The sequence below is a fragment of the Candidatus Magnetaquiglobus chichijimensis genome, assembly GCF_045865675.1.
Lineage (GTDB): Bacteria > Pseudomonadota > Magnetococcia > Magnetococcales > Magnetaquicoccaceae > Magnetaquiglobus > Magnetaquiglobus chichijimensis.
This window is the reverse complement of the sequence record NZ_BAAFGK010000002.1, coordinates 308,492-332,973: the sequence shown is the minus strand read 5'-3', so window position 1 is coordinate 332,973 and position 24,482 is coordinate 308,492. Positions and strand designations below refer to the sequence as shown.

Here is a 24,482-nt window from a genome sequence, read left to right as displayed (position 1 = left end):
CAACGATCAAAACTTCTCCGGCACCGCATCGATGATCGCCAGAAACTCGGCGCTTTTCAACGACGCGCCGCCAATCAGGCCACCATCCACATCCTCGAGACCAAAAATCGACCCCGCATTCGCCGGCTTCACCGATCCCCCATACAACAACCGCATCCGCGCGGCATCCGCGCCAAACGCTTCCTCGAGCTGACGCCGCATGAAACCATGCACCTCGCGGATCTGCTCCAACTCCGCGTTGCGCCCCGTGCCGATCGCCCAGACCGGCTCATACGCCACCACCAACGTCTGCCGCCTGGTCAACTCCCTGGGCACATACGGCACCAGGGCCGCCAACTGCGCCCCGATCACCTCCAACGTGGCACCGCGCTCCCGCTCGTTCAAGGTTTCGCCCACGCAAACGATCGGCTGCAAACCATCCCGGAACGCCGCCGCCATCTTGCGCGCCACCTTGGCGTCATCCTCGCCACAATCGGCGCGCCGCTCCGAATGACCCACGATCACATGCCGACAGCCGACATTGCGCAACATGATGCCGCAGATCTCACCGGTATGAGCCCCGCTCTCGTGCTCGGAGAGATCCTGCCCGCCCAGTTTCACCACCGAACCGTCCAACCGCTGATGCACGGTCAACAACGCGGTGGCCGGCGGACACAACACCACCTCGCACGGCAACGAACGACCCGATCGCGCACCCAGACCCGCAACAATGCCATCCGCGAGTTCCTGGGCCGTTTCGATCAGCCCGTTCATCTTCCAGTTGCCAACGATCAGCATCCTGCGACGCATGTTTCAAGAAACCCGCTGCCCGCGCAAGGGTGGAACAGACCCGGTTTTGACCCGGTTCAGGCCTGACACCTGAACTTTTGGAGTATATTCAACCCACTTGTCAAAAGCAACGCCTATTTCTCGTCAGCGGGTCGGATGAGAGGGGATCCGATCCGATTCCACCCCTGCAATCTCCCCACCACGCGGCCTTAAGCGCGCCGGCATCGATCCAAAACAGGCTCAGGCCTGATCCGCCGGAACCCGATTCTTGCGCACCTCTTCCATGTCCACCTGTTTGACCCGCTCCACCAGATCCACCAACGCCGACTCCGGAACCATGCCCGGCTGCATGAACAGGATCGTGCTCTCGCGGAAGATCATCAAGGTCGGAATCGAACGGATCTGGAACGCCTGCGCCAACTCCTGCTCCCGATCGGTATCCACCTTGGCGAACACCACATCGGTAAACTTCTCCGACACCCGATCGAAAACCGGAGCGAAAGCCTTGCACGGGCCACACCAGTCCGCCCAGAAATCGATCACCACAATGTCGTTTCCGGTGACGGTCGCTTCAAAATTATCCTTGTTCAAGGCTATGGTCGCCATCGATTGCTCTCCAGTCTCGTTAGAAGCCGCTCACCCGCCAACCGGCACTCCGCACCCCTCCGCGGGGCGAGGGACGCCCGTCACTTGTCTGCTCTCAAAACCCAACGCACGCAACCAATTCAGCACCACCTCCACCGGTAGGGAGAGCGGCTGCGCCAGACGCGCGCGGATCTCATCGAATCCGACCTTCTGCCGCGCGGCGCTTACCCCGTCGAACAGCAACAAGCGCGCATCCTCGGCCAATCGTTCCGGGGTGGCTTCGCTCTGAATCCGCTCCGGCACCAACCCGCGACCAAGCACCAGGTTGGGCAGGGCGATATGCGACACGCGAACCACCCGCCGACCGATCTCGTAGGTCAAGCGGTTCACCCGATACATCACGCTCATCGGCGCGCCCGCCAAGGCCGCCTCCAGCGTCGCGGTTCCGGAGGCCACCAGCGCCGCATCCGCCGCCGCGAGCAACAGACGGGTCTGACCGCACCGCACCGCGATACGCGCAAAAAAGGCCCGCGTGGCCGGTTCATTCACCTGGGCCATCACCGCCGCCAGATCCGCCTCGTTCAGGGTATCGGCCAGGGCAAGCACGCAACGCACCTGGCTCTGGCCTTCGACCACCCGCCGGCTCGCTTCGACCATCACCCCGAGATGGCGGCGAATCTCCCCCAGACGACTGCCGGGCAGCAGCAGCAAAAGCTTCTCATCCGCCGCCACGCCCGCCTCACGACGGACCCGCCCGATCTCTGCCACGCCCGGCAGGGTCCGACGCGCCAGGGGATGACCCACGAAGGTCACCGGCAGGGAGGTGTTTGCGTAGGCCGACACCTCGAAAGGAAACAGCACCAGCAACTGATCCAACAGCCGCGCCAGCTTGCGAACCCGTCCGGCGCGCCACGCCCACACCTGCGGCCCCACATAGTGGATGCGCGGAATGCCGAGAACCCGGGCGCGCCGCGCGAGCAGAAAATTGAAATCCGGCAGATCCACCGTGATCAGCAGATCCGGTCGTCGTTCACGCATCCACGCCACCAACTGCCGAAAACGACGGATGAGTGTCGGAAGCCGGCGCACCACCTCGACCAGTCCGATGACCGAAAGCTCGTTGAGATGACACAAGGAGCGGAATCCCGACTCCTCCATGCGCGCGCCCCCCACGCCAAAGCTCTCCAGGTCCGGAAAGTGGGCCTTCAAATCCGCCAGCAGCGCCCCGGCCAGATGATCCCCGGAGGATTCGCCGGCAATCAGCATGATCCTGGGTGGCCGCTCGATGGGCATGGTCGCGTGATCCCCTAACTCTCGGACCAGGAGGCGATCGCCGCACGAATCGCCATCACCACCTCAAGGGCACGCCGTCCGGCCCGTCCGTTCACCAGCGCCGGTCGTCCACCGCGCACCGCCTCGCAAAAGGCCCGAACCTCCATCTCCATGGCATCGACCTTCTGCAACGGCACATCCAGCTCTTCGATGGCCGGAAACGTCACCCCGTCCAGCACCCAGTTCCCCGTGCCCCGCCGCCGGATCGACAAGCCAGGACGAGTAAAATCGAGGTCGAACAGGGCGTCCTTCTGGAAGATCCGCATCCGGCGCGTCGCGTCCCGCGCCACCCGCGAGGCGCTCACGTTGGCCACGCAACCATTGGCAAAACGGATGCGCGCATTGGCGATGTCGATCTTGCCGGAAAAGATCCCGGATCCCACCGCCTCGATCGACTCCACTTCGGAGTCCACAAAATGGAGAATCAGATCCACGTCGTGGATCATCAGATCCTGCACCACGTCCACATCCAGGGCGCGATTCTTGAACGGCGCGAAACGCTGCGCCTCGATGAAGCGTGGATTGCTCAGCCAGCCCGACTCCCGCAGCGCGCTCACCGCCGGATGAAACCGCTTGATGTGTCCCACCTGCAAAATCAGGCCACGCGCCTCGGCCAACGCCACCAGATGATCCGCATCCTCCAGGCTGGCGGTGATCGGTTTTTCCACCAGCACATGCACCCCGGCCTCCAGGCAGGCACGCACCACCGCATAGTGGCTCTCGGTCTCGGTCACCACCGAAACCATGTCCACCTGCGGCAACAACGCGCGAAAATCCTCCACCGCCTCGACCTTCAACTCCTCGGCGACCCGTTTGGCCCGTTCCCCATGCAGGTCGGCCACCCCGACCAGACGAACGCCGGGGATGCGGGTGTATTTCTGGGCGTGAAACCGACCCAGATATCCAACGCCGATCACCGCCGCCCGCAACGCGGCCATACCTTCGGAGTCCGACATGTCGCTCATTTCACCACGCTCCCGTCAAGAACGATCAACCACGGGGTCCAGGGGCCCAAGGCCCCTGGAAGGATTCGGGGCGAAGCCCTGGGGTTTTGAATGGGCACCCATGCAGGATCCCTACATTTGGCGGGGGCCTGCATGGGTGCCCATCATCCAAGACAACGTAAAAAATAAAATCAAAAAAAATTCGAAGGCGTTGCCTCCGAACCTCGCCGGAGAGCTTCAGCCCCCCGCAACAGGGTTACCCCCCACCCGTCACTTCCACCACATCCGCCGCATCGATGCCAATCAACACCAACCCGTGCCGATCCGCCACACTCCGGGTCGCCTCGGGATCCACGATCATCGCACCACCCGCCTCCACCGCCGCCACGCGAATCCCAGCCTTGATCATGCTCTCCAGGGTTCCCGGCCCGATGGTCGGCAGATCCAACCGCCGATCCTGCATCGGCTTGACCACCTTCACGAATACCGCACTCCCCTCCCCAGACCAACCCCACCCCCGCGCGTCCAACAACCCGCCCGCACGGGCCAACATGGCATCGGTCCCCTCCATCGCCTCGGCGGCCACCACCATGCCACGCCGCACCACCACCCCCTGGCCGATATCCAAGGCTCCCAACCCCTTGGCCGCTCGCCAGCCATGCCGGATGTCCGCCCACTCCGCCTCGCTCGGCTCGCGCCGGCTCAACACCCCGCGCGGCGCCAACAACTCCGGCATGAAATCGGTGACGGAGCGCAAACAGAAACCACGCTCCTCCAACTCCGCAGCCACGGCACGCAACAACCGGTCGTCATCCATCCCGCCGACCAGACGCTTGAACACCATCCCCAACGCCAACCGGTCCGGACGCGCACGCCAGATCGTGGACTTGCGAATGCCGCCCACCAGCACCAGATCCCGCGCCCCATGCTCGCGCAGAAAACTCAGAATGCGTTCAAATTGTCCCAGCTTGACCCAAAGAAGATGGTCCGCGCACGCGGCAAGAGCCGGATCGCTCTCGCCCTCATGGGCCACGATGGCGACCAGTCGCGACTCCGACTCGCGACGCATGGCACGCGCGAAAAGCAACGGCAGCTGCCCGGAACCCGCCACCAATCCGACACGCGCGTTCAAGGAAGAGGACTCGAAGAGAGAAACAGCGTGTGGTGATCGATACGAAACAACCAGTCGGTCAGCGACAGATCCCCCTCTGGCCGGATTGCAGGAATTCGAGAATGGATTGCACCTCGACGAACTGGGAAAGATGACGCTCCAGCTCCTCGATCGCCTGTTCCATGCGCATGTTGGAACGAAACACGATCCGATAGGCCTGACGAATCGCCTTAATGGTCTCTTCGCTGAAACCGTGACGCCGCAATCCCACCACGTTCACCCCGGTCACCTTGGCACGGTTGCCCGCCGCGGACACATAGGGCATCACATCCATCGAAATGGCCGAAGCCCCGCCGACAAAGGCGTTGCGCCCGATACGCGCGAACTGGTGGATGGCGGTCAGACCGCCGATCACCGCGTAATCCTGCACTTCGACGTGACCCGCCAACGTGGCCCCGTTGGCCATGATCACATGATCCCCCACCCGGCAGTCATGCGCCACATGGGCATAGGCCATCACCATGCAGTGGTTGCCCACCCGCGTCAATCCACCACCACTTTCGGTGCCACGATGAATGCTCACATACTCGCGGATCGCGCACCCCTTGCCGATCTCCACCCGAGTCGGCTCGCCGGCGTAATGGGTATCCTGCGGGGGCTGCCCGATCGAGGCGAAACTGAAGATCCGACTCCCCTGACCGATGGTGGAGTGGCCATCGATCACCGCGTGGGCGCCGACCTCGGCGTGATCGTCCAGAATCACGTTCGGACCGATCACCGCATACGGTCCAACCTTCACCCCGGCACCGATCTCGGCCTTGGGATCCACCACCGCCGTGGCATGGATGATCGCGGCTTCAGCCATGGTCGTTCCCCTCGTCTCCACCGCTCTCCGCATCCCGGGTCATGGCCATCAGCTCCGCTTCCGCGACCACCGCGCCCTTCACCCGCGCCACCCCGCCGAAACGCCAGATCTCGCGACGCCGTTTGATCAGCGTCAACTCCAGCAGCAGTTGATCCCCAGGAACCACCGGCTTGCGGAAACGGGCCTTGTCGATGGCCATGAAGTAGACCAGCCGACCTTTCACCGCCACCGGATCGATGTATCCGGCCAGCATGGCGCCAGCCTGGGCCATGGCCTCCAGGATCAACACCCCAGGCATCACCGGATGGCCGGGAAAGTGACCCGCAAAGAACGGTTCGTTGAAGGTGACGTTCTTCAACGCCACCAGACGCTCACCCGGCACCACCTCCTCGACCCGATCCACCAGCAGAAAAGGATAGCGATGCGGCAGGGTTTTCAGAATTTCACGCCATGGTTCCACGGAACAGCTCCTGTCTGGGTTAAAACCACTTCTTGGTGTACTCGTTGAGGCGGTTCAACACCTGATCCGAAATGTCGATCGTCGAATTGGCGAACAGCACCTGCCCCTTGCCGAAAATGGCCGTATACCCCTTTTCGCGCCCCAGCTCCTCGATCACGGTACGCAACGCCTCGGTGATCTTTTTGGTCCAGACACCATTCTCCCGATCGATCGCCGCCTGGTTGTCCTCGACCAGCCGTTGATACTCGCGAAACTTGTTGCGGGTGGTGTTCTCCAGGTCGGCGCGGGCATCGCGATTCATCACGTTGCCACCCTGCTCGATCTTGGCCTTGAGATCCTTGATCTCCTTCTCCATGACATCCACTTCGCGCTGCTTGGATGCCAGCTTCTTCTTCAACAGTTCACGCGCGTGCTGGGCCGCCGACGACGAGGCCATCACCCGTGGCACATCCACATAGGCAAACACCGGCGTACCGCCGCCCGCCGCCTCGAGCGGCGCGGAAACAAGGCCACATCCCACGGCCAAAACCAATGCCAACGACCATGCCAGCGTTCTGCGGGAGATGGAACGGAAACCTGACTTGATCCGGTTTGAAAAGGATAACGCGCTCACAAGGCTGTCCCCATGCTAAAGTCAAATACTCTGGTTTTATCAAACTCCTCCTTGACCAGAGGATGGCTCAAGGAGAGACGAAGCGGACCAAACGGCGAGTTCCAGTGCACGCCGATGCCTGCCGCCGCACGAATACCACCCGATTCGCGAACGTCCACCGGGAGTTCCCCATTCCCCAGATAGCCGACATCGATGAAGGTCACACCCTTGACCCCCTTTTCGCTCAGGTTGCCGATCGGGAAGAAGAGTTCGACGTTGACCTGCTCGAAGTGCAAACCACCGTAGGCGTCGTCCTCGGTCAGGGTGCGCGGTCCGAGACCGCCGGGCTTGAAGCCGCGCAACGACGTGGAACCGCCCAGATAGAACCGCTCGAAGATCGGCACGTCCTTATCCAGACCGTTGATGTAACCCACGCGACCACGGATATGCGCCACCCACTCCTCGTCTTCCGTGATGGGGTGGTAGAGTTGATTGTCCACCAAAAGCCGGGCAAAGCTGATGTCGCCGCCAAGCCCCGCGATGTCGGTGGTCAGGCGATGGACGCGCCCCTGGGTGGGATTGAGGTTGTTGTTGACATCGTTCCAAACCAGGCTGTTGCTGACCATCGAACGCAGGTAGGGGCTCTGCGCCGCCTGGGCGAGAATCGAGCGCGACGTGACGTTGCTGTCTGCGGCGATGTCGATCTGGGCGAGGTTGTAGCTGAGTTGATCACGCAGATTCTTGGAGATCGGGAACCCCAGACGCAACGCCCCACCGTAGACCTTTTCGGTGTAGGTGGCCATCTGGCGTCGATCGGACTCCTTGGCGAACAGGTCGAACCCTGCCGAGAGGTTCTTGTCCATGAAATAGGGTTCGGTGAACGAGAAGTCGAACTGGGTGCTGTTGCCGGTCAGGGTGGTCGAGAGCACCATGCGTTGGCCGCGACCCAGGAAGTTGTTCTGACTGACGCTCGCCGTACCGATGAGTTGGTCGATGCTCGAGTAACCGGCTCCGATGGTGAAGGTGCCGGTGGCCTTTTCATCGACCTTGATGCGCACATCCACCTGATCCGGATTGCCGGTGTTGGGGGTGGTGATTTCGATGTTCTCGAAGAAGTTCAGATCCGTGACGTTCTTCTTGGACCGACGCATCTGCGTGGAGGAGAAGCGATCCCCCTCGTTCATGGTGATCTCGCGACGCACCACGTTGTCGCGGGTACGGGTGTTGCCGACCACCTCGATGCGGTTCACATAGACACGCCGTCCCTTGACCACCTCGAAGGTGATGTCGATGGTCTTGGCTTTGTCGTCGAAAACGGTCTGGGGACGGATATCCAGGAAGGCATAACCGAAGTCGCCGATCAGATCGGTGAGCTTCTCGATCGACTGGCGCAACAGGTCGCGGGAGTACCACTCCCCTTGCCGCACCCGCAACTCTTCCATCAAACGCGCTTTGGGCAGTTCGTCGAAATCCCCCTTGACGTCGATGGCGCCGAACCGATACCGATCGCCCTCGCGCACCGAGTGGGTGATCACGAAGGCCTTGCGATCCGGGGTGAGTTCGGCCACCGAAGAATCGACATGCACCCGCGCATAGCCCTCATCCAGGTAGGCGTTGCGCAGTTGCTGCTGGTCGAACTGCAACTTGTCACGGTCGTAGGCGTCGTCTTCGGTGAACCAGGAGAACCAACCCGATTCGTGGATCATCATCTTGCGGGTGAGTTGCCGTTCGGAGAGGGCCTTGTTGCCGATGATCCGCACCTTCTGCACGCGGGATTTCTCGCCCTGGTCGATCTTGTAGACCACATCGACCATATTCTGATCAAGGTTCTTGACCACCATGTCGATCTTGGCCAGAAAGAAGCCCTTCACGCGGAACGCCTGGCGCAGGGCAGAGAGGTCGCGTTCGGTGGTGGAGCGGTTGAACAGGGCCTGTGGCTTCAGGTGGACGAGCTTTTGCAGCTCCTCGGTACCCAGGGCGTCGTTGCCCTCGAAGGTGACCTTGGCCACGGTGGGGTTCTCGACCACCCGGATCAGGAGTTCCCGTCCCTGCTGTTCGATGGCGACATCCTTGAACAGTCCGGTGTCGTGCAGCGCCTTGATGCTGCGACGCAACGCATCCGGTTCCATGGGTTGTCCAGGAATCACGGAGACATGACTTTTGACCGTATCGGCCTCGATTCGTCGAATACCTTCCACACGAATCGAATCGATCACCTCGCCGGTCCAGGCGTTGGCCGCGAAGGTCAGCAACACCACGCCAAGGGGAATCTTCAACAATCGACGAATAGGAAACATGCGCGGATCTTCGTCCTCATGGCAAGTCGTGGACACCAATCCAAGGAAAATACTCCACATGACCCGACAGGGCAAGAGTTCACCGTTAACGCATGCTCAATAATGGGGGATCTAGCCGTCGGAGAAGATCCGGGTCAAATCGTTCTTCATCGCCCAGGCCATGAGGACGATCAACAGGAACATGCCAGCCCGATTGGCCTGCAACCGCACCTGCTCGGAGAGCGGCGACCCCTTGACCGCCTCGATCAGGAAAAAGAGCAGATGACCGCCATCCAGCACCGGGATCGGCAGCAGGTTGAGGATGCCCAGGTTGATCGAAATCAGCGCCATGAAAAAAAGCATGCTGCTCGCACCCTGCTCGGCGGTCTTGCCGGCCATCTCCGCGATCATCAGAGGTCCACCGATCTGATCCGCCGGGATCGAGCGGGTAATGATCTTCCACACCCCGGTGACGATCATGTCGGTCATGCGCCAGGCGTGCTCCACCCCCTTGACCAGGGCGGAAAAAAATCCGTAGGTGACGAACTCCGTGCCGCTCCCCGGTCCGATGCCCACCAGCCAGGTACGCACCGTCTCGCCGAAAATATTGGTCATCTCCTGCACGCGGGGCTGAATGGTCAAAAGGATCGGTCCTTCCGGTCGTTCGACGGTGAAACGCAACGGCACGCCTTCGGAACGCTTGATGGTCTGGCTCAACACCTCCCAGCGGGTCACCGGCTGTTCGTTGATGGCCACCACCCGATCCCCGACCCGCAATCCGGCCTGTTCGGCGGGCATGCCGCGACTCACCGAGCCGACCACCGGCAACAACTCCCCCACCCCGAGCATGAAGGCCATGACCAGCACCATCAGCGCAAACAGGAAGTTGAACGCCGGACCCGCAAAGACAATGGCGATGCGCGACCACACCCCCTGATTGGCGAACGAATCCGGGGCATCGGCGACCACGACCGGATGGCCGGATTGATCTTTCTCCTCATCCTCCTCCTCGTTCTCGCCGAGCATCTTCACATATCCGCCCAGAGGGATCAGCGAGAGTCGGTATTCGGTCTCGCCCGCACCCCGGCTCCAGCCGGCAATGCGTGGTCCGAATCCCAACGAGAAGACCAGCACCCGCACACCCATCATGCGCGCCACCAGAAAATGGCCAAGCTCATGCACGAAAATCAGCGCGCCCAGCACCACAATGGCCCAAAAGACCGTACTCATTGATTAATTCCGCTCCACGCCATCCGCATGCCGGCGAATCCACGCCTCGGCACAAGCCCTTGACCAACCATCCACCGCCAGCAAACCTTCCAGGGATCCCCCGTCTCCCTCCGCATGCGACCGCTCCAGACACCCCTGGATCAGACGCGGAATATCCAGAAAACCGATCCGATGTTCCAAAAACGCCGCCACCGCCACCTCGTTGGCGGCATTGAGCATCGCCGGCGCCACGCCCCCCGCCCGCAGCGCCGCATAGGCCAACCCCAGACAGGGGAACGCCTCCGGATCGGGCGGACCGGCAAAAGTCAGACGGCCCAGGGCGGGCAGGTCAAGCGCCGGCACCGGGGCCGAAATCCGCTCCGGCCAGGCCAACGCCACCGCGATCGGCGTGCGCATGTCCGGCACCCCCAGTTGCGCCAGCACCGACCCATCCGCATAGGCCACCATGGAGTGGACGATGCTCTCCGGATGAACCACCACCTCGATCCGCTCCGCCGCCACCCCGAACAGATGGTGCGCCTCGATCACCTCCAGCCCCTTGTTCATGCAGCTGGCCGAATCGATGGTGATCTTTCGACCCATGTTCCAGTTGGGATGGGCCAACGCCTGATCGGGCGTCACGGCGGCGAGCCGCTCCCGGCTCCACCCCTTGAACGGTCCCCCCGAGGCCGTCAGGATCAGCCGCACCTCCGGCTCGGTCGTCAGGGGGCCCACATCGAGCCTGGTCCGCCCATTGACCAGAACCTGGAAAATCGCGCTGTGTTCCGAATCCACCGGAATCACCCGCGCGCCGCCCTTGACCGCCTCGGCCATGAACAGGGATCCGGCGATCACCAGACACTCCTTGTTGGCCAGGGCCACATCCTTGCCGGCGCGCAGGGCGGCCAAGGTCGGTCGCAATCCCGCCGCGCCCACCATGGCCGACAGCACCATGGTCGCCTCCGGCCATCCCCCGACCCGCTCCACCCCGGCCATGCCGGAAAGCACCTCGATCGACTCCCCGGCCAACGCCCGACGCGCCGCATCGGCGGCCTGTTCATCCGCCAGGGCGATCACCTTCGGACGGAAGCGCCGCGCCTGCTCGACCATGACCCGGACGTTGCTTCCCGCGGCCAGAGCCACGACCTCGAACCGCTCCGGACAGGCCGCGACCACATCCAGGGCGCTCAAACCGATGGAGCCGGTGGAGCCGAGGATCGCCAACCGCTTCACGACAGCCCCTCGCGATTCTCATCCAGAACGCGACAGACACGCATCATCCCGCGCCCATCACAGACCGCCAAGGAACCACGCTCCCAACGGCACGCCGCTCGTGCGCACCCGCAGATAGGCGTAGAAGATCGGCGCCACGAACAACAGACTGTCCAAACGGTCCAGGAGCCCCCCATGTCCGGGGATCAGACGACCGGCATCCTTGACCCCGGATTCGCGCTTGAGCACCGATTCGACCAGATCCCCCGCGTGGCTGGAGAGGGCGAGCAGCAGGCTTACGCCCAGGCTCTCGATCCAGCCGAACGGCACGCCGAACCCCTTGAGAGCCGCCGTGCCGATCACCACCCCGGCGCCGGTGCCACCCCAAAAGCCGGCCCAGGTCTTGTTCGGACTGATGTTGGGCACGATCTTCGCCTGGCCCCAGGTGCGACCCACCAGATAGGCGCCGGTATCCGTGGCCCAAACGACGAACAGCAGAACGCAGATCAGTTTGCCCCCCATGGGCATGGCGCGCAGCCCATCGATGAACATCATCGGCACGCCGCAGTAGACCACCCCCATGAAGCGAAACCCGACCTTGGGCGACACCATCTCGCCAGGTTGGTACTCCACCAGGGACCAGGCGAACAGGCCGATCAGGATCAACGACAGCTCGATGCCAATCCAGCCTGGATACCCCCGGTAACCGGTGTACAGCATCAGAATCTGCGCCAGAAGCAGCGGAACATGGGGAATCGGCAGGAAGGGCTCTCGCAGGCGCAGCCACTCCCAGAGCAACAGGACGCTGGCCGCGACCAGCAGCACGAAAAGGGCGGTTCGGGAACCGACCAGGATCAGCCCGATCAGGAGCGGTGCCAGGGCCAGGGCGGACAGGGCGCGAACGATCATCCGGCGTGGTATCCCAAGGTTATCCAACAAAAATTATCGGGCCGCGCCGAAACGGCGATCCCTGCCGGCATACTCACGAATGGCCTGTTCCAAATGCGCGGTATCGAACTCGGGCCAGAAAATCGGCAAAAACACCATCTCCGTGTAGGCCATCTGCCACAGCAGAAAGTTGCTGATGCGCTGTTCGCCGCCGGTGCGGATCAGCAGATCCGGATCGACCTGACCCGCGGTGGTCAGACGGGCGGACAACCGAACCTCGTCGATCTCCTCGGGATCAAGGGTTCCGGCAGCCACCTCCCGCGCCAGGGCACGGGCGGCATCCACCAGTTCGATGCGTCCACCGTAGTTCAGGGCGATGTTGAAATCCAACCGGGTGTTGTTCCGGGTCTTCTCTTCCAACTCGCGCACCAGGGACTGAATATTCCCCGGCAACTCCTGAATCCGGCCCAGGGCCCGAAACCGTACCCCCTCTTCGACCAGTTCGTCCATCTCCTTGCGCAGATGGATGGCCAGCAGGTTCATCAGAGAGGAGACCTCCTCCTCGGGCCGGTTCCAGTTCTCCGAAGAGAAGGTATAGAGGGTCAGGGTCGGCACCCGAAGATCCAGACAGGCCTCGACCGTGCGCCGCACCGCCTTGACCCCGCGCCGATGCCCTTCGATCTTGGGCAAAAAACGGGCCTTGGCCCAACGCCGATTGCCATCCATGACAATGGCAATATGCCGGGGCATCTTCTCTGGAGGTACGGGGGTCATGACCGTCTTCGTGACAACCCTACTGGAGAAAAACCGATCCCTGGGCACCCTTCCGGGGTTCCGGGATCGAAGGATTAAAGGATCCTTCGACCGATCTCTTGTCTTACGGGATCCCGAGGTTTCGGGCTCGAAGCATGCGAGCCCCCATCAAAAAAGACTCACACCCGCATCACATCGGCCTCTTTGTGGGCCACGATCTCATCGACCTCTTTGACACGTTGATCGGTGTGCTCCTGCACCACCTTTTCCAGATGGCGCAGATCGTCCTGGGAGATCTCCTTGTTCTTCTCCTGCTTCTTGTACATCTCCATGGCCTCGCGTCGCACGTTGCGCAAGGCAACCTTGGTCTGCTCGCCGGTTTTCTGGACCATTTTGACCAACTCCTTGCGCCGCTCCTCGTTGAGTTCCGGCAGGGGCACGCGAATCAACACCCCGTCGTTGGAGGGGTTCAATCCCAGATCCGACTCCAGGATCCCCTTCTCGATCGCCTTGATGAGCTTCTTGTCCCAGGGCTGGATGGTGATCAGACGCGGTTCCGGCACATTGAGGGTGGCAACCTGATTCAATGGGGTCTCCGAACCATAGGCTTGCACCACGATCCGGTCCAGAAGGTTGGTCGAGGCTCGCCCGGTGCGCACGGCGGACAGCTCCTCCTTGAGCGCCAGGATGGTCTTGGTCATGCGTTGATCCAGGGTCTGCATCACGGCGGGGTCGATCATCCGGTCTCTCCCAGGCTTGTAAAATGAGGGTCTGTCTAACTTGCATGAGGGGGGAGCCCCCTCACCCCCTTGACCGTGGGACCTCCCTTCGGGAGTTCCACGGTCAAGGATATCGGTCACGCCAAAAGTCAAGACCGTTCGACGCCGCCAAAACCGATGGTGGTGCCTCTCGGCTCCCCGGAGAGGATCGCCGTCAGGCAACCCCGCTCCAGAATGGAAAAAACGCACAACGGAATGCGGTTGTCGCGACAGAGCGTGATGGCGGTCAGATCCATCACCCCGAGCCCCAGACGCAACACCTCGTCGTAGGTCAGGGAGGTGAACCGTTTGGCATCGGGGTTTTTCTTGGGATCGGAGTCGTAGACCCCATCCACCTTGGTGGCCTTGAGCAACAGATCCGCGTGGATCTCGGCGGCGCGCAGACTGGCTGCGGTATCGGTGGTGAAATAGGGGTTGCCGGTGCCGGCGGCGAAGATCACCACCCGCCCCTCTTCGAGATGGCGCACCGCATCGCGTTGCACGAACGGCTCCGCGATCGGACTCATGGGGATGGCCGACAGCACCCGCGTCGGCACGCCGCACCCCTCGAGGGCAGCCTGCACCCCCAGGGAGTTGATCACCGTGGCCAGCATGCCCATCTGATCGGCGCTGGAGCGCTCCATGCCGAGGGATGCGCCATACGCACCACGGAAGATGTTGCCACCCCCGATCACCACCCCGACCTGAACCCCCAGACCCCACACCTCACGGATCTCCGCAGCGAGGGCGCGCAGGAATGGCGGATCCAGGCTCTCGCCCTGGGATCCCATCAGAGCCTCGCCGGACAATTTCAGCAGAATGCGCCGCTTCGCCACGCCAGGGTCACTCCAAAATATCGATGTCGAATGGGTTCCTTGACGGACCGTCCGGGGGAACCAGGGTTGAGGGAGCCATCCCGATGTTCACCGTGGAACGCCTGCAAGGGGGGAATCCACGGTCGCGGGGTGAGAGGATCCTCCCATCCCGCACATCGGCCAAAACGGATGCGCGCAGGCCGGACCCAGGCCCGAACCCCGCGCGCATCGCATGTCAGAAGCGAGAGGCAGCGCCCCTTACTGGCCGACCTGCTTGGCCACCTCGGCGGCAAAATCGTCGTCGCGCTTCTGCAGACCCTCGCCCATCATGAAACGGGCGAAGCCGGCCACGCGGATCGGCGCGCCCAGACTCTTGGCCGCGGCATCCACCACCGCCTGCACGGTCTGCTCCGGATCCATCACGAACGGCTGCTCCACCAGACAGGTCTCGCCGTAGAACTTGGAAAGACGTCCCTGCACCATCTTCTCGATGATGCTCTCCGGCTTGCCCGAGGCGCGCGCCTGATCGGCCAGCACATCGCGCTCCCGATCCAGATCCCCACCCGGCACCGCGTCCCGGTTCAGGTACAACGGGGTCGAGGCGGCAACGTGCATGGCGATCTTCTTGCCGAGTTCGCGCAGAACCTCCTGATCGGCGGCGGCGGACTCCAGCGACACCAGCGTACCGATCTTGCCCCCCATGTGCAGGTAACCGACCACCACCCCCTGGGCCGCTTCCAGACGGACCACGCGGCGCAGGTTCATGTTCTCGCCAACGCCGGCAATCAGCGCGGTCAACTCTTCGCCCACACTGTGACCCGCTCCCGGATACGGCACGGCGGCCATGGCCTCGATATCGGCCACCTTCGCCTCGAGACCGGCCTGAACGGCGGTCTGGATGAAGTTCATGAACTTTTCGTTCTTGGCCGCGAAGTCGGTCTCGGAGTTGACCTCCAGCAGCAGACCGTGATTCCCTTCGGAGGCCACCACCACCTTGCCCTCGGCGGCCACGCGGCCCGACTTCTTGGAGGCGGAGGAGATCCCCTTCTTGCGCAGCCAATCCACGGCGGCCTCAAGGTCGCCTTGGGTCTCGGTGAGCGCCTTTTTGCAATCCATCATGCCGGCTCCGGTCTTCTCGCGGAGTTCTTTCACCAAATTTGCACTGACAGCAGACATGTCACGAATTTCCTTTTCGGGTCAAATATCGGATTTATCTCAAGATTCCGTCGAAACCACGGTGTCGGCCACCGCTTCGTTCGAAACCGGTGCATCCTTGCGGGCATCGAACATGGCCTCGGTCACCTCCGGGCGGCGACCCTCGAGGATGGCATCGCCCATCTTGTTCAAGAAGAGCTTGAGGGAGCGGATGGCGTCGTCGTTGCCGGGGACCACCCAGTCGATGTGGTCCGGATCGCAGTTGGAATCGACCAGTGCCACCACCGGGATGTTGAGTTTGTTGGCCTCGGCCACCGCGATCGACTCCTTGTTGACATCGACGACGATGATCAGATCCGGCAGACGGCTCATATCCTTGATGCCGCCCAGGGAACGCTCCATCTTTTCGCGCTGGCGATCCAGATGCAGAACCTCCTTTTTCGGGAGATACTGCATGGAACCGTCCTCGCGCATCTTCTCGATATCCTTCAGGCGGCGGATGGATTCCTGGATGGTTTTCCAGTTGGTGAGCGTGCCGCCCAGCCAACGGTGGTTGACATAGAACTGACCGGTCCGCTTGGCCTCCTCGGCCACCAGATCGACCACTTGGCGTTTGGTGCCCACGAACAGCACCACGCCGCCGCCGCCCGCCCGCTCGGTGACGAAACGACAGGCATCACGCAGCATGTAGATGGTTTTTTGCAGATTGATGATGTGAACGCCGTTGCGGGCCGAATGGATGTAGCGGCCCATTTTGGGATTCCAGCGCTTGGTCTGGTGACCGAAATGGAAGCCCGCGTCCAGGAGTTCACGAATCGAAAACGTTGCCATGATGGTTCTTTGTCCTCTTTGTTCGGTTTAAGGTTCGGCTTGATCCTCCGCGACAACCGGTTGGCAAGGAGATCCACACCCCCATCTTTCGTGGGGAGCCGGGACCGCCGGCAAGGTCGCGTGTGAAATGGGAAACAGGTTGAAACCCGCACAGTGTACCCGCTCTGACTCACGAATTGCAAGCGAAACAGACCGATCGACCGGAATTCTTCCTCATCCGAAAGCCAGGAGCGCCGGATTCAAGTTTTTGTTATCACCATTCAAGCCCGGCACCGGGCTCCGACTGTTCTGACCGCCCTTGACTGACGCTGGCAGAGACTGTAATCCAGTCTCATGAACATTCATGAAACCGTGACCTGAGTCCCCCGCAAAAAACCATTCTTGGCAAGAAACGGACTTTTCAACCTGTTGATTTTTATAAACCATGTCTTTCATGAATACCTGGTGAAGGGGCTTGCTGCGGGAGGCTCTCACCTGCCCATCGTGCCGAAATTGAGTCCATAAACTGCCGTAACTTGCCTGATGGGGGGATTCTCCTCACCCCCCTTGCCATGGACCTCCCTTCAGGAGTTCCACGGTAAAACTGGGGGCGGGCAACCACCGCTTCGATTCGGCAGAATGGCATTATTGAAATGTTGATCAACCGAAGAAAAGAAACCGAAGCGATAGCTGGATACGAAATGAATGTTGAACGAAACTTAAGTTACCAGATTTATTGAACGGGCAGAGCGGTCTGGCGACGCTGGTTGAGGCGGTTTTGAACCAGATCTTGGAAGCGCGGGTCACAGAATCCTTGAAGGCTGAGAGGCACGAACGCACTGAAAACCGGGAAGAGGGGACACCCTCGGCATGTACTGCCCAAAAAGGTCAAATCAGAATCAAGAACAAAGGAAGCCAGAAACACAAACGGGGACCGAAGCGGCCCAAGTACCAAGCCCCGCAACCCGAACATCCAGAAACCGTGCAAGACATCCGTGACCAGGAGCCAACCCTCTGGAAGGACAGAATACGGCCACCCGTCGTCGCAACAGCGCCTTTCGACGACGCACAGACACCTACGCCAAGACGACGAAAGGTCTGCAAAGGAGGTTGGATATCCATTTGATCAATCACAACTTTGTTCGTCGTCATTGGACGACAGGTGAGGTGCCAGCGGTCAAACCGGGGGATCCGACAGACACCACTCACAGTGGAAGCGATCTTGCAAATCAAGGAAAGCAGCTTGATCATGGGGGGAGCCGATAGGGTTGATCTGTCAGATTTACGCCATGACGGGATTTTTCGAATAGTCGGAGCCCAGGCCCTGGACAGCATCGATTTCGTGGGGGCGGAACGGCTCGGAAAGCCTTTGGCCCGCGCTTTGGCATGCGCGGAGGATCCATCGTAGTACACCATCAACCATCCGGATCATAACGACATGGAACCCCTCGCGATTCTCGCCGTCGGCATGGGGGCCGCCTGTGGCGCTTGGTTGCGCTGGTGGCTCGGCATACTCCTCAATCCGCTCTTCCCCACCGTGCCCCTCGGCACCCTGACCGCCAACCTCCTGGGCGGCTACCTGATCGGGATGGCCATCGCCCTCTTTTCCCACCACTCCGGCCTGCCGCCGGAGGCGCGCCTGTTCGTGATCACCGGTTTTCTGGGTGGATTGACCACCTTTTCCACCTTCTCCGCCGAGGTGGTGGGATTGTTGATACACCAGGAGTATGGCTGGGCCGCAGCCACGGCGGGGGGGCACCTGCTGGGATCCCTCACCATGACCGCCCTCGGCATCTGGACCTTCAAGCTTCTGACAACCTGAACCCACGGGAACCACGCCATGCAAGGCTTCACCCTTCTCATTTTCGTACGGGAGAATAAACGCCATCATGGCATTCTTATCCATGAATGGCTTCTGGAGCAGGCGCGGGAATGCGGATTGCCGGGCGGATCCGCGTTCCGCTCCATCGCCGGATTCGGACGACACGGAATCCTGCATGAAGAGTCATTCTTCGAACTGGCGGGGGATCAACCGGTGGCGGTGCTGTTCATGGCCGACGAGCACAGGCTGGATGCCTTTCTCGAACGGATCCGGCGGGAAAACCTCTCCCTGTTCCACGTCAAACTTCCGGTGGAATTCGGGGTTCTGGGCAAGTCGTGACGGCACGCCAAACACCAGGATGGAAAACCGCGCACTCCGCAGAGTCCGTCTGCGCGCGGAAACTGGCATCGCACTGCGCCCCAACGGCGCTCCCGTCGCGCGCGCAACGTTCTGACCCAGGGCAGGAAGCGCACGCCCTGGAGATCGCTCCGTCAGGCGGCGTTCTCGATCTGCTCAAGAATCGCGGTGGCGATCTTGTTGGGCTGGAACTTCGGAATGAAGGCATTGGCCCCCATCTGCTCCGCCTTCTCCTGATTCGAACGGTTGCTCAACGAACTGTGCAAGGCCAGATAGATATTGGCCAGTTTGGGGATCTGACGCACCTTGCGGGTAAACGTGAAACCATCCATCACCGGCATTTCGATGTCGGAGAAAATGATGTTGTACGGGATCTCTCCGGACGCCACGCACCGCTCCAGTTCGGCCAACGCCTTGTCCGCGCTGTCGAACATCGTGTGACGCAGACCCAGCTGGTTGAACGCCGAGGCCATGAGTTGCCGGGCGGCGGTGGAGTCATCCACGGCCAGAACATGAAAATTTTCGATCCGGAGTTTCTTGGCGCGTTGCGCGAGATCCTGGGATATGACATCCTCGATCCCGACGATATCTCCAAGTATTTTTTCGACATCCAAAATCTGGACAGTTCGATCGTTGTCATAGGTGATCGCGGTGAGATAACTGCCACCGTAGAGCGCCCCGTCGGGACGAATCACATCGTTCCAACTCTTCTGGATCAGTCGATCCGGTTCGCTGACCAGAAATCCCTGGATGGAGGTGCTGTATTCGCACACCAGGACGTAACTCAAATTCGTGAGATAAGCAACCGGTTCAAGTCCCAACGCCTCGGAGAGGTCGAGCAGATTGATGGCATGGCCACGAAAATCGATGGTGCCCTTGATGGCCGGGTGCGATTGAGGAATACGGGTGATGGTTTTGGGACACTCGATGATCTCGATGATCTTGAAGACATTCAGGCCATAGAGTTGGCCATCGGTCAAGACAAAGGTCAACATTTCCATCTCGTTGCTGAAAGCGAGATTGGCGCGTTTGTTGACATCGGCCATGAAATTGTCGTCCGGCTTGCTGACTCTCATTGCGGCAGTCCTTATAACGAAAAGAGAGGGATCATCGATGAAAGCGCCAGCTTACAGCATACACGCTTTTGGACTGAAATACCGGTTTTTTCTGCGTGCGTTCACAAAGTTTTTGCTGATCGGATGTTTGTTCATCCCCGCATCCGCGCGCACCGAGACATGGCAAGGCCAGGTGATCCGGGTGACGGATGGGGACTCGCTGGTGGTGGATCGGGGCGATGGTCGCAAAATCAAGGTGCGAGTGGCCGAGATCGACGCCCCGGAGCACGGACAGCCCTTTGCCGACGTGGCGCGCCGCCATGCGGAACAGTTGGTCGGCAAGCGGATGGTGCAAATCCATGAAAAGGAGCGCGACCGCTACGATCGGGTGGTGGGCTGGGTGAAATGTGACGGTCTGGAGGATTTCGGCAAGGAGATGGTACGGGTCGGCCTGGCCTGGCGCCATGTCCGTTATGGCAAGAACCCGGAGCTGACCCGTCTGGAGAAAGAGGCCCGACAACGCAGAATCGGCCTCTGGTCCGAACCCAACCCGACGCCACCCTGGGTCTGGAAGCAGGCCCATCCCCACCCGGAATGGAAGTAACCCGCATGCATCCCACACCCAATCCGCCACGCGATCCCGCCAGCATGCTGGATCTGGCCCAACCCCACGACCGCCTCTTCAAGATCCTCCTCTCCCATCCGGAGACCGTGGCCCATCTGCTGCGCGAACGTCTGCCGCCCGTGATCGCCGCCCGCCTGACGGATGATCTGCCGGAGATCGTCGAAGGCGCCTTTGTCCCGGATGCATTGGGTACGTTTCTATCGGACAAGCTCTTCCGGGTACGCCTGACCGGCAAGAAGGCCCCCCTGCTCGTGCATGTACTGACCGAACACAAGAGCTATCCAGACCGGAAAGTTGGCTGGCAGATCGCGCGCGGCATCATGGCCATTGCCGAACAGACCCTCCGCGAATCCGGCCCGGACTGGCAAACCCTGCCCGCCGTGATCCCTCTGGTGATCTATCATGGCGCCACCCCATGGCGTCACCCATGCGATCTGGTCTCCCTGTGCGATGCCGACGCGGACTTGCATACCTGGCTGCTGAACGTGCAATATAGTCTCGTCGATCTGAGCACCACCGCCGACCCCCAGTTGTCACGCCATGCCCGCCTGAAGGCCGGACTGTTGGCACTCAAATACGGCACCCGCTCACCTTCGGAACAGATGACCACCATCGGTCAAATCGCCGAGGCAGTGCGTGACGCGCCGGAACTGCTGGTACCGGTTGTTTTGTATCTCATGACCACCTTCCACCTGTTGCGGGAAGAGAAGGTGCATGAGTTTATTGAATGGGTCAATCCCGAGGAGGACCACGACATGCTGTCCATTTATGTGCGGGAACTGTTGGCAGAAGGCGAGGCGCGCGGAGAGGCGCGCGGAGAGGCGCGCGGAATCAGCAAGGGGGAGTGCAACGTTCTGCTGCGACTGTTCCAAAAGAAATTCGGGCATCCCCCGGCCTGGGTCAAGGCCAGGTTGGAGGAGGCGGATCACGCCTCCCTGGAGATCTGGAGCGAACGGCTTCTCGATGCCCGCTCGCCCGAAGAGATCTTCGCCCCGCCCGGTTCCGCCTCCAGACCGCATTGATCCCGAATCGGAACCTGCCCAGGTCCGAAAGCGGCCTCACCCCCGTGAAGGGACGCGCGGCGGCCTGGATCCGAGCCGGGACGTGATCCTCACTGCCAACGCCAGGAGGAATCGCCGACGGAAAGGGCGTTCCTGGAAGCCTCGCCCAGCGGCAGGGCGCCCAGTGCCGCGCCGGCGACCTTCTTGGAGAAGCGAGTCAGAACGTCCTCCTCGATGGTGAAATCCACCAACCGTTCGTTGCGGATCAACTGCCGACTGATGAACGACACCGAGCCCAAACCATCCACCAGGCCGAGTTTCACCGCCTCCTCGCCGGTCCAGATCAACCCCTGGAACAACTCCTCGCGACCCGCCTTCAGACGGTCCCCGCGCCCGACCTCGACCGCCTTGATGAACTGCTCGTGGATGCGGTTAAGCAGATTCTGCACATGCTGCTTCTGGTTCGGCTCCACCGGCGTGAACGGATCGAGCAGCGCCTTGTGCTTCCCGGCCGTCAGCAGACGGCTCTCCATGCCCAATTTTTCCAAGGTCTGCTGAAAGCCGAACCCCTGCATGATCACGCCGATCGATCCCACCAGGGTCGCCTTGTCGGCATAGATCTTCGGGGCGGCGGAAGCCACCCAATACCCTCCCGAGGCGCACAGATCCTCGAGCGCGGCATAGACCGGCATCTCGGCGTGCTGTTTCTGCAAACCCAGGAACTCATCGTAGATCCGACCCGCCTGCACCGGCGTGCCGCCCGGACTGTTGATGCGCAGGATCACCGCTTCGGTATCCGGATGTTCGAATGCCTCGCGCAACCCTTTGATGATGTTGTCTGCGGAGCCCGGCAGTTCATCGACGATCATGCCGCGCAGATGGACCACCGCCACATGCTTGCGTTTGGCCGACAACCCATCCAGATGCGGAATCTCCTTGCCCGGATGGCTCATCCACAACAACGCCATCAGGTAGGCGGCGATAAAAAAACGAAACCAGTTGCGCCCCCGGCGGGTTCTCTTCTGTTCGTTGAGGTTGGCCAGCAGCAGCCGTTCCAACACCTCGCGTTCGCGGACGCGGTTGGCTTCCAGTTGACGCATCCAGCCCCCGCCCGCATGCTCTTCCGACGGGGAGACCAGGGGTGGATCCTCGGCAAAACTCGGTTCGTTCTTGTCCATGGTCGCTCGAGCGGCGCACTCGACCGCGGACCCCGGGAAGGGATCCACGATCGAAGAGCAAGGGGGCTCACCCTTGGCTAAAGGTTGATCAGGCTTGCAGCAGGAGTTCGGGTCGCATGCGGATTTCGGTCACCTCCTTGAGGTCACTCACATGAAACCGCATCGCGTACACCTTGCAGGCTCGACAGATATCCGCCGACTGGAAGCATTGGCTCTCCTTGTTGCTCCAGCAGGGATAGTTGTTATCCTTGAGGGAGGGACAGGAGTTCCGGGAGGCGTATTGACACTTGGTCACGTCCCAGCAGGGGATCAGCGTCATCAGCGAACGGATGCCGGCGATGCTGATGCTCGATTTGATCATGCGCCGGATCTCGACGAGCCAGGCGATGTCATCCTCATTGAACAGGCGCGTGCCGGCGCGGTTCTTGTGGGAGATGAACAACCGCTCCCGTTCGTACATGTGAATGGTGCGAATCGAAATGCCCAATCGCTTGGCCACCACGCCGATCTTGACCATGCCCGCGGTTTCCATGTTCTCCGCAGGCATGAAATTCGTGCTCAGATTCATGTCTCCCCCCCCTTTTTTTTCAGTTTCAGCCTGTCGATCAAACAACGCCCGGGAACAGGTTAAAAAAGGCCCGTTTCCCGGCATAACGCGCCGCCGAGCCCAGGGACTCCTCGATGCGCAACAATTGATTGTATTTGGCGATGCGGTCCGAACGGTTGAGCGAACCGGTCTTGATCTGTCCGGCATTCACGGCCACCGCCAGATCGGCGATGGTCACATCCTCGGTCTCGCCCGAGCGATGCGAAATCACCGACGGATACCCGGATTGACGGGCCAGTTCCACGGCATCCAGGGTTTCGGTGAGGGTGCCGATTTGATTCACCTTGACCAGGATGGCATTGGCGATGCCGTTGCGCACCCCCTCGGCGAGAATCGCCGGATTGGTGACGAAGAGATCATCCCCCACCAGTTGCACCTTGTCGCCCAGAGCCTGGGTGAGCAGACGCCACCCTTCCCAATCCCCCTCGGCGCAGCCATCCTCGATGGAGAGGATCGGATAGCGCGCACAGAGTCCCTGATAATAGGCGATCAACTCCTCGCGGCTCATCACCCGCCCCTCGCCTTTGAGGTCGTAGCGACCGGTATCGGCCACGAAGAACTCGGACGAAGCGCAATCCAGGCCGAGATAAATATCCTCGCCCGGCGCGTAGCCGGCGTTTTCGATCGCCTGGAGGATCACCTGGAGCGCCTCTTCGTTGGAGGCCAGATTCGGAGCGAAGCCCCCCTCGTCGCCGACGGCGGTGTTGAGTCCCCGTTTGGAGAGCACCTTCTTGAGTTGATGGAACACCTCGGCGCCCATGCGGACCGCCTCGGCCACCGAGGCGGCGGACACCGGCAGGATCATGAACTCCTGAATATCGACGTTGTTGTCGGCATGGGCGCCGCCATTCAGGATATTCATCATCGGCGTGGGCAGCAGATGGGCATTGACCCCGCCCAGATAGCGGAACAGGGGTTGACCGCAAACCAGGGCGCCGGCCTTGGCGGCGGCGAGCGACACGCCGAGGATGGCGTTGGCGCCCAGGGCGGATTTATCTGCGGTGCCGTCGAGGGCGATCATGCGGGCATCCAGGGCGCGCTGACCGAAGATGTCCATGCCGCGAATCGCCGGGGCGATGGATTGGTTGACCGCGGTGACCGCCTTCTTCACCCCCTTGCCCAGATAGCGTTTGGCATCGCCGTCGCGCAACTCCAGGGCCTCGCGGGCGCCGGTCGAGGCTCCCGAGGGGACCGCAGCCCGTCCGATGAGGCCGGTGGAGGTGGTCACCTCCACCTCGACGGTGGGATTGCCGCGCGAATCGAGGATCTCACGGGCATGAACATGGGAAATGCTGATGGACATC

At 61.4% G+C, this 24,482-nt stretch carries 25 protein-coding genes and 1 pseudogene; 5 read left to right on the top strand and 21 right to left on the bottom strand.

The window, feature by feature from the left end; genetic code table 11:
* Positions 1-6: 6 nt before the first annotated feature.
* From tpiA to rpsB, 17 genes are all read right to left on the bottom strand, one after another.
* On the bottom strand, positions 7-789 hold the full coding sequence (gene tpiA, locus ACOY6C_RS03420) for a triose-phosphate isomerase (RefSeq protein WP_420904073.1): 783 nt from the start codon (positions 787-789) through the stop codon (positions 7-9).
* A 219-nt stretch (positions 790-1,008) separates the two neighbouring features.
* On the bottom strand, positions 1,009-1,374 hold the full coding sequence (gene trxA, locus ACOY6C_RS03415; RefSeq protein ID WP_420904072.1) for a thioredoxin: 366 nt from the start codon (positions 1,372-1,374) through the stop codon (positions 1,009-1,011).
* Between the two features lie 30 nt (positions 1,375-1,404).
* A complete protein-coding gene (gene lpxB / locus ACOY6C_RS03410) occupies positions 1,405-2,646 on the bottom strand; it encodes a lipid-A-disaccharide synthase (RefSeq protein WP_420904071.1) in 1,242 nt (413 codons plus the stop codon).
* A 14-nt stretch (positions 2,647-2,660) separates the two neighbouring features.
* A complete protein-coding gene (locus tag ACOY6C_RS03405; RefSeq protein ID WP_420904070.1) occupies positions 2,661-3,650 on the bottom strand; it encodes a Gfo/Idh/MocA family protein in 990 nt (329 codons plus the stop codon).
* A gap of 235 nt (positions 3,651-3,885) precedes the next feature.
* Positions 3,886-4,761: an LpxI family protein gene (locus ACOY6C_RS03400; RefSeq protein WP_420904069.1), complete on the bottom strand. Its 876-nt coding sequence runs from the start codon at positions 4,759-4,761 to the stop codon at positions 3,886-3,888.
* Between the two features lie 58 nt (positions 4,762-4,819).
* A complete protein-coding gene (lpxA, locus tag ACOY6C_RS03395) occupies positions 4,820-5,605 on the bottom strand; it encodes an acyl-ACP--UDP-N-acetylglucosamine O-acyltransferase (RefSeq protein ID WP_420904068.1) in 786 nt (261 codons plus the stop codon).
* Positions 5,598-6,065, bottom strand: coding sequence for a 3-hydroxyacyl-ACP dehydratase FabZ (gene fabZ, locus ACOY6C_RS03390; RefSeq protein ID WP_420904067.1), 468 nt, complete (start codon positions 6,063-6,065; stop codon positions 5,598-5,600). The genes lpxA and fabZ overlap by 8 nt, the downstream gene beginning before the upstream one ends.
* 19 nt (positions 6,066-6,084) lie before the next feature.
* The gene (locus tag ACOY6C_RS03385; RefSeq protein ID WP_420904066.1) at positions 6,085-6,603 is read right to left on the bottom strand and encodes an OmpH/Skp family outer membrane protein; all 519 of its coding nucleotides are present in this window, start codon (positions 6,601-6,603) and stop codon (positions 6,085-6,087) included.
* A 71-nt stretch (positions 6,604-6,674) separates the two neighbouring features.
* Positions 6,675-8,954, bottom strand: a complete 2,280-nt coding sequence (gene bamA, locus ACOY6C_RS03380) for an outer membrane protein assembly factor BamA (protein WP_420904065.1) — start codon at positions 8,952-8,954, stop codon at positions 6,675-6,677.
* 111 nt (positions 8,955-9,065) lie between these two features.
* The gene (rseP, locus tag ACOY6C_RS03375) at positions 9,066-10,163 is read right to left on the bottom strand and encodes an RIP metalloprotease RseP (RefSeq protein WP_420904064.1); all 1,098 of its coding nucleotides are present in this window, start codon (positions 10,161-10,163) and stop codon (positions 9,066-9,068) included.
* Between the two features lie 3 nt (positions 10,164-10,166).
* Positions 10,167-11,375: a 1-deoxy-D-xylulose-5-phosphate reductoisomerase gene (locus ACOY6C_RS03370; protein WP_420904063.1), complete on the bottom strand. Its 1,209-nt coding sequence runs from the start codon at positions 11,373-11,375 to the stop codon at positions 10,167-10,169.
* Between the two features lie 57 nt (positions 11,376-11,432).
* Positions 11,433-12,263, bottom strand: a complete 831-nt coding sequence (locus tag ACOY6C_RS03365) for a phosphatidate cytidylyltransferase (RefSeq protein WP_420904062.1) — start codon at positions 12,261-12,263, stop codon at positions 11,433-11,435.
* Positions 12,264-12,296: 33 nt separating this feature from the next.
* A complete protein-coding gene (gene uppS / locus ACOY6C_RS03360; protein ID WP_420904061.1) occupies positions 12,297-13,016 on the bottom strand; it encodes a polyprenyl diphosphate synthase in 720 nt (239 codons plus the stop codon).
* Between the two features lie 158 nt (positions 13,017-13,174).
* Positions 13,175-13,732, bottom strand: coding sequence for a ribosome recycling factor (gene frr / locus ACOY6C_RS03355; RefSeq protein ID WP_420904256.1), 558 nt, complete (start codon positions 13,730-13,732; stop codon positions 13,175-13,177).
* A 131-nt stretch (positions 13,733-13,863) separates the two neighbouring features.
* A complete protein-coding gene (gene pyrH, locus ACOY6C_RS03350) occupies positions 13,864-14,589 on the bottom strand; it encodes a UMP kinase (protein ID WP_420904060.1) in 726 nt (241 codons plus the stop codon).
* Between the two features lie 237 nt (positions 14,590-14,826).
* A complete protein-coding gene (tsf, locus tag ACOY6C_RS03345) occupies positions 14,827-15,744 on the bottom strand; it encodes a translation elongation factor Ts (protein ID WP_420904059.1) in 918 nt (305 codons plus the stop codon).
* A gap of 39 nt (positions 15,745-15,783) precedes the next feature.
* On the bottom strand, positions 15,784-16,554 hold the full coding sequence (rpsB, locus tag ACOY6C_RS03340) for a 30S ribosomal protein S2 (protein WP_420904058.1): 771 nt from the start codon (positions 16,552-16,554) through the stop codon (positions 15,784-15,786).
* 665 nt (positions 16,555-17,219) lie between these two features.
* On the opposite strand from rpsB, the pseudogene ACOY6C_RS03335 reads away from it, so the two are divergent.
* The 3 genes and pseudogenes from ACOY6C_RS03335 to ACOY6C_RS03325 all read left to right on the top strand — a co-directional run.
* Positions 17,220-17,383 (top strand): annotated as a pseudogene (locus tag ACOY6C_RS03335) (IS256 family transposase); the annotation flags it as partial.
* Between the two features lie 588 nt (positions 17,384-17,971).
* Positions 17,972-18,355: a fluoride efflux transporter CrcB gene (gene crcB, locus ACOY6C_RS03330; protein ID WP_420904057.1), complete on the top strand. Its 384-nt coding sequence runs from the start codon at positions 17,972-17,974 to the stop codon at positions 18,353-18,355.
* 18 nt (positions 18,356-18,373) lie between these two features.
* Positions 18,374-18,694: a DUF190 domain-containing protein gene (locus tag ACOY6C_RS03325; RefSeq protein WP_420904056.1), complete on the top strand. Its 321-nt coding sequence runs from the start codon at positions 18,374-18,376 to the stop codon at positions 18,692-18,694.
* A gap of 152 nt (positions 18,695-18,846) precedes the next feature.
* Here ACOY6C_RS03325 and ACOY6C_RS03320 read toward each other — a convergent pair whose 3' ends face one another.
* The gene (locus ACOY6C_RS03320; protein WP_420904055.1) at positions 18,847-19,788 is read right to left on the bottom strand and encodes a chemotaxis protein CheV; all 942 of its coding nucleotides are present in this window, start codon (positions 19,786-19,788) and stop codon (positions 18,847-18,849) included.
* Between the two features lie 127 nt (positions 19,789-19,915).
* On the opposite strand from ACOY6C_RS03320, the gene ACOY6C_RS03315 reads away from it, so the two are divergent.
* The gene (locus tag ACOY6C_RS03315) at positions 19,916-20,371 is read left to right on the top strand and encodes a thermonuclease family protein (protein ID WP_420904054.1); all 456 of its coding nucleotides are present in this window, start codon (positions 19,916-19,918) and stop codon (positions 20,369-20,371) included.
* A 5-nt stretch (positions 20,372-20,376) separates the two neighbouring features.
* The gene (locus ACOY6C_RS03310) at positions 20,377-21,414 is read left to right on the top strand and encodes an Rpn family recombination-promoting nuclease/putative transposase (protein ID WP_420904053.1); all 1,038 of its coding nucleotides are present in this window, start codon (positions 20,377-20,379) and stop codon (positions 21,412-21,414) included.
* 89 nt (positions 21,415-21,503) lie between these two features.
* Here the strand turns inward: ACOY6C_RS03310 and sppA are convergent, their stop codons facing one another.
* From sppA to eno, 3 genes are all read right to left on the bottom strand, one after another.
* Positions 21,504-22,571: a signal peptide peptidase SppA gene (gene sppA, locus ACOY6C_RS03305; RefSeq protein ID WP_420904052.1), complete on the bottom strand. Its 1,068-nt coding sequence runs from the start codon at positions 22,569-22,571 to the stop codon at positions 21,504-21,506.
* 88 nt (positions 22,572-22,659) lie between these two features.
* Entirely contained in the window at positions 22,660-23,139 is a 480-nt protein-coding gene (locus ACOY6C_RS03300) for a MerR family transcriptional regulator (RefSeq protein WP_420904051.1), read from the bottom strand.
* A 37-nt stretch (positions 23,140-23,176) separates the two neighbouring features.
* The gene (gene eno, locus ACOY6C_RS03295; RefSeq protein ID WP_420904050.1) at positions 23,177-24,481 is read right to left on the bottom strand and encodes a phosphopyruvate hydratase; all 1,305 of its coding nucleotides are present in this window, start codon (positions 24,479-24,481) and stop codon (positions 23,177-23,179) included.
* Position 24,482: the final 1 nt, after the last annotated feature.

Coding starts and splice junctions, on each gene's coding strand:
- trxA (WP_420904072.1), bottom strand. CDS start 1,374: ATGGCGACCATAGCCTTGAACAAGGATAATTTTGAAGCGACCGTCACC.
- ACOY6C_RS03320 (WP_420904055.1), bottom strand. CDS start 19,788: ATGAGAGTCAGCAAGCCGGACGACAATTTCATGGCCGATGTCAACAAA.
- rseP (WP_420904064.1), bottom strand. CDS start 10,163: ATGAGTACGGTCTTTTGGGCCATTGTGGTGCTGGGCGCGCTGATTTTC.
- tpiA (WP_420904073.1), bottom strand. CDS start 789: ATGCGTCGCAGGATGCTGATCGTTGGCAACTGGAAGATGAACGGGCTG.
- eno (WP_420904050.1), bottom strand. CDS start 24,481: ATGTCCATCAGCATTTCCCATGTTCATGCCCGTGAGATCCTCGATTCG.
- ACOY6C_RS03310 (WP_420904053.1), top strand. CDS start 20,377: ATGCATCCCACACCCAATCCGCCACGCGATCCCGCCAGCATGCTGGAT.
- ACOY6C_RS03300 (WP_420904051.1), bottom strand. CDS start 23,139: ATGAATCTGAGCACGAATTTCATGCCTGCGGAGAACATGGAAACCGCG.
- ACOY6C_RS03365 (WP_420904062.1), bottom strand. CDS start 12,263: ATGATCGTTCGCGCCCTGTCCGCCCTGGCCCTGGCACCGCTCCTGATC.
- lpxB (WP_420904071.1), bottom strand. CDS start 2,646: ATGCCCATCGAGCGGCCACCCAGGATCATGCTGATTGCCGGCGAATCC.
- ACOY6C_RS03325 (WP_420904056.1), top strand. CDS start 18,374: ATGCAAGGCTTCACCCTTCTCATTTTCGTACGGGAGAATAAACGCCAT.
- ACOY6C_RS03405 (WP_420904070.1), bottom strand. CDS start 3,650: ATGAGCGACATGTCGGACTCCGAAGGTATGGCCGCGTTGCGGGCGGCG.
- uppS (WP_420904061.1), bottom strand. CDS start 13,016: ATGACCCCCGTACCTCCAGAGAAGATGCCCCGGCATATTGCCATTGTC.
- tsf (WP_420904059.1), bottom strand. CDS start 15,744: ATGTCTGCTGTCAGTGCAAATTTGGTGAAAGAACTCCGCGAGAAGACC.
- bamA (WP_420904065.1), bottom strand. CDS start 8,954: ATGTTTCCTATTCGTCGATTGTTGAAGATTCCCCTTGGCGTGGTGTTG.
- rpsB (WP_420904058.1), bottom strand. CDS start 16,554: ATGGCAACGTTTTCGATTCGTGAACTCCTGGACGCGGGCTTCCATTTC.
- lpxA (WP_420904068.1), bottom strand. CDS start 5,605: ATGGCTGAAGCCGCGATCATCCATGCCACGGCGGTGGTGGATCCCAAG.
- sppA (WP_420904052.1), bottom strand. CDS start 22,571: ATGGACAAGAACGAACCGAGTTTTGCCGAGGATCCACCCCTGGTCTCC.
- crcB (WP_420904057.1), top strand. CDS start 17,972: ATGGAACCCCTCGCGATTCTCGCCGTCGGCATGGGGGCCGCCTGTGGC.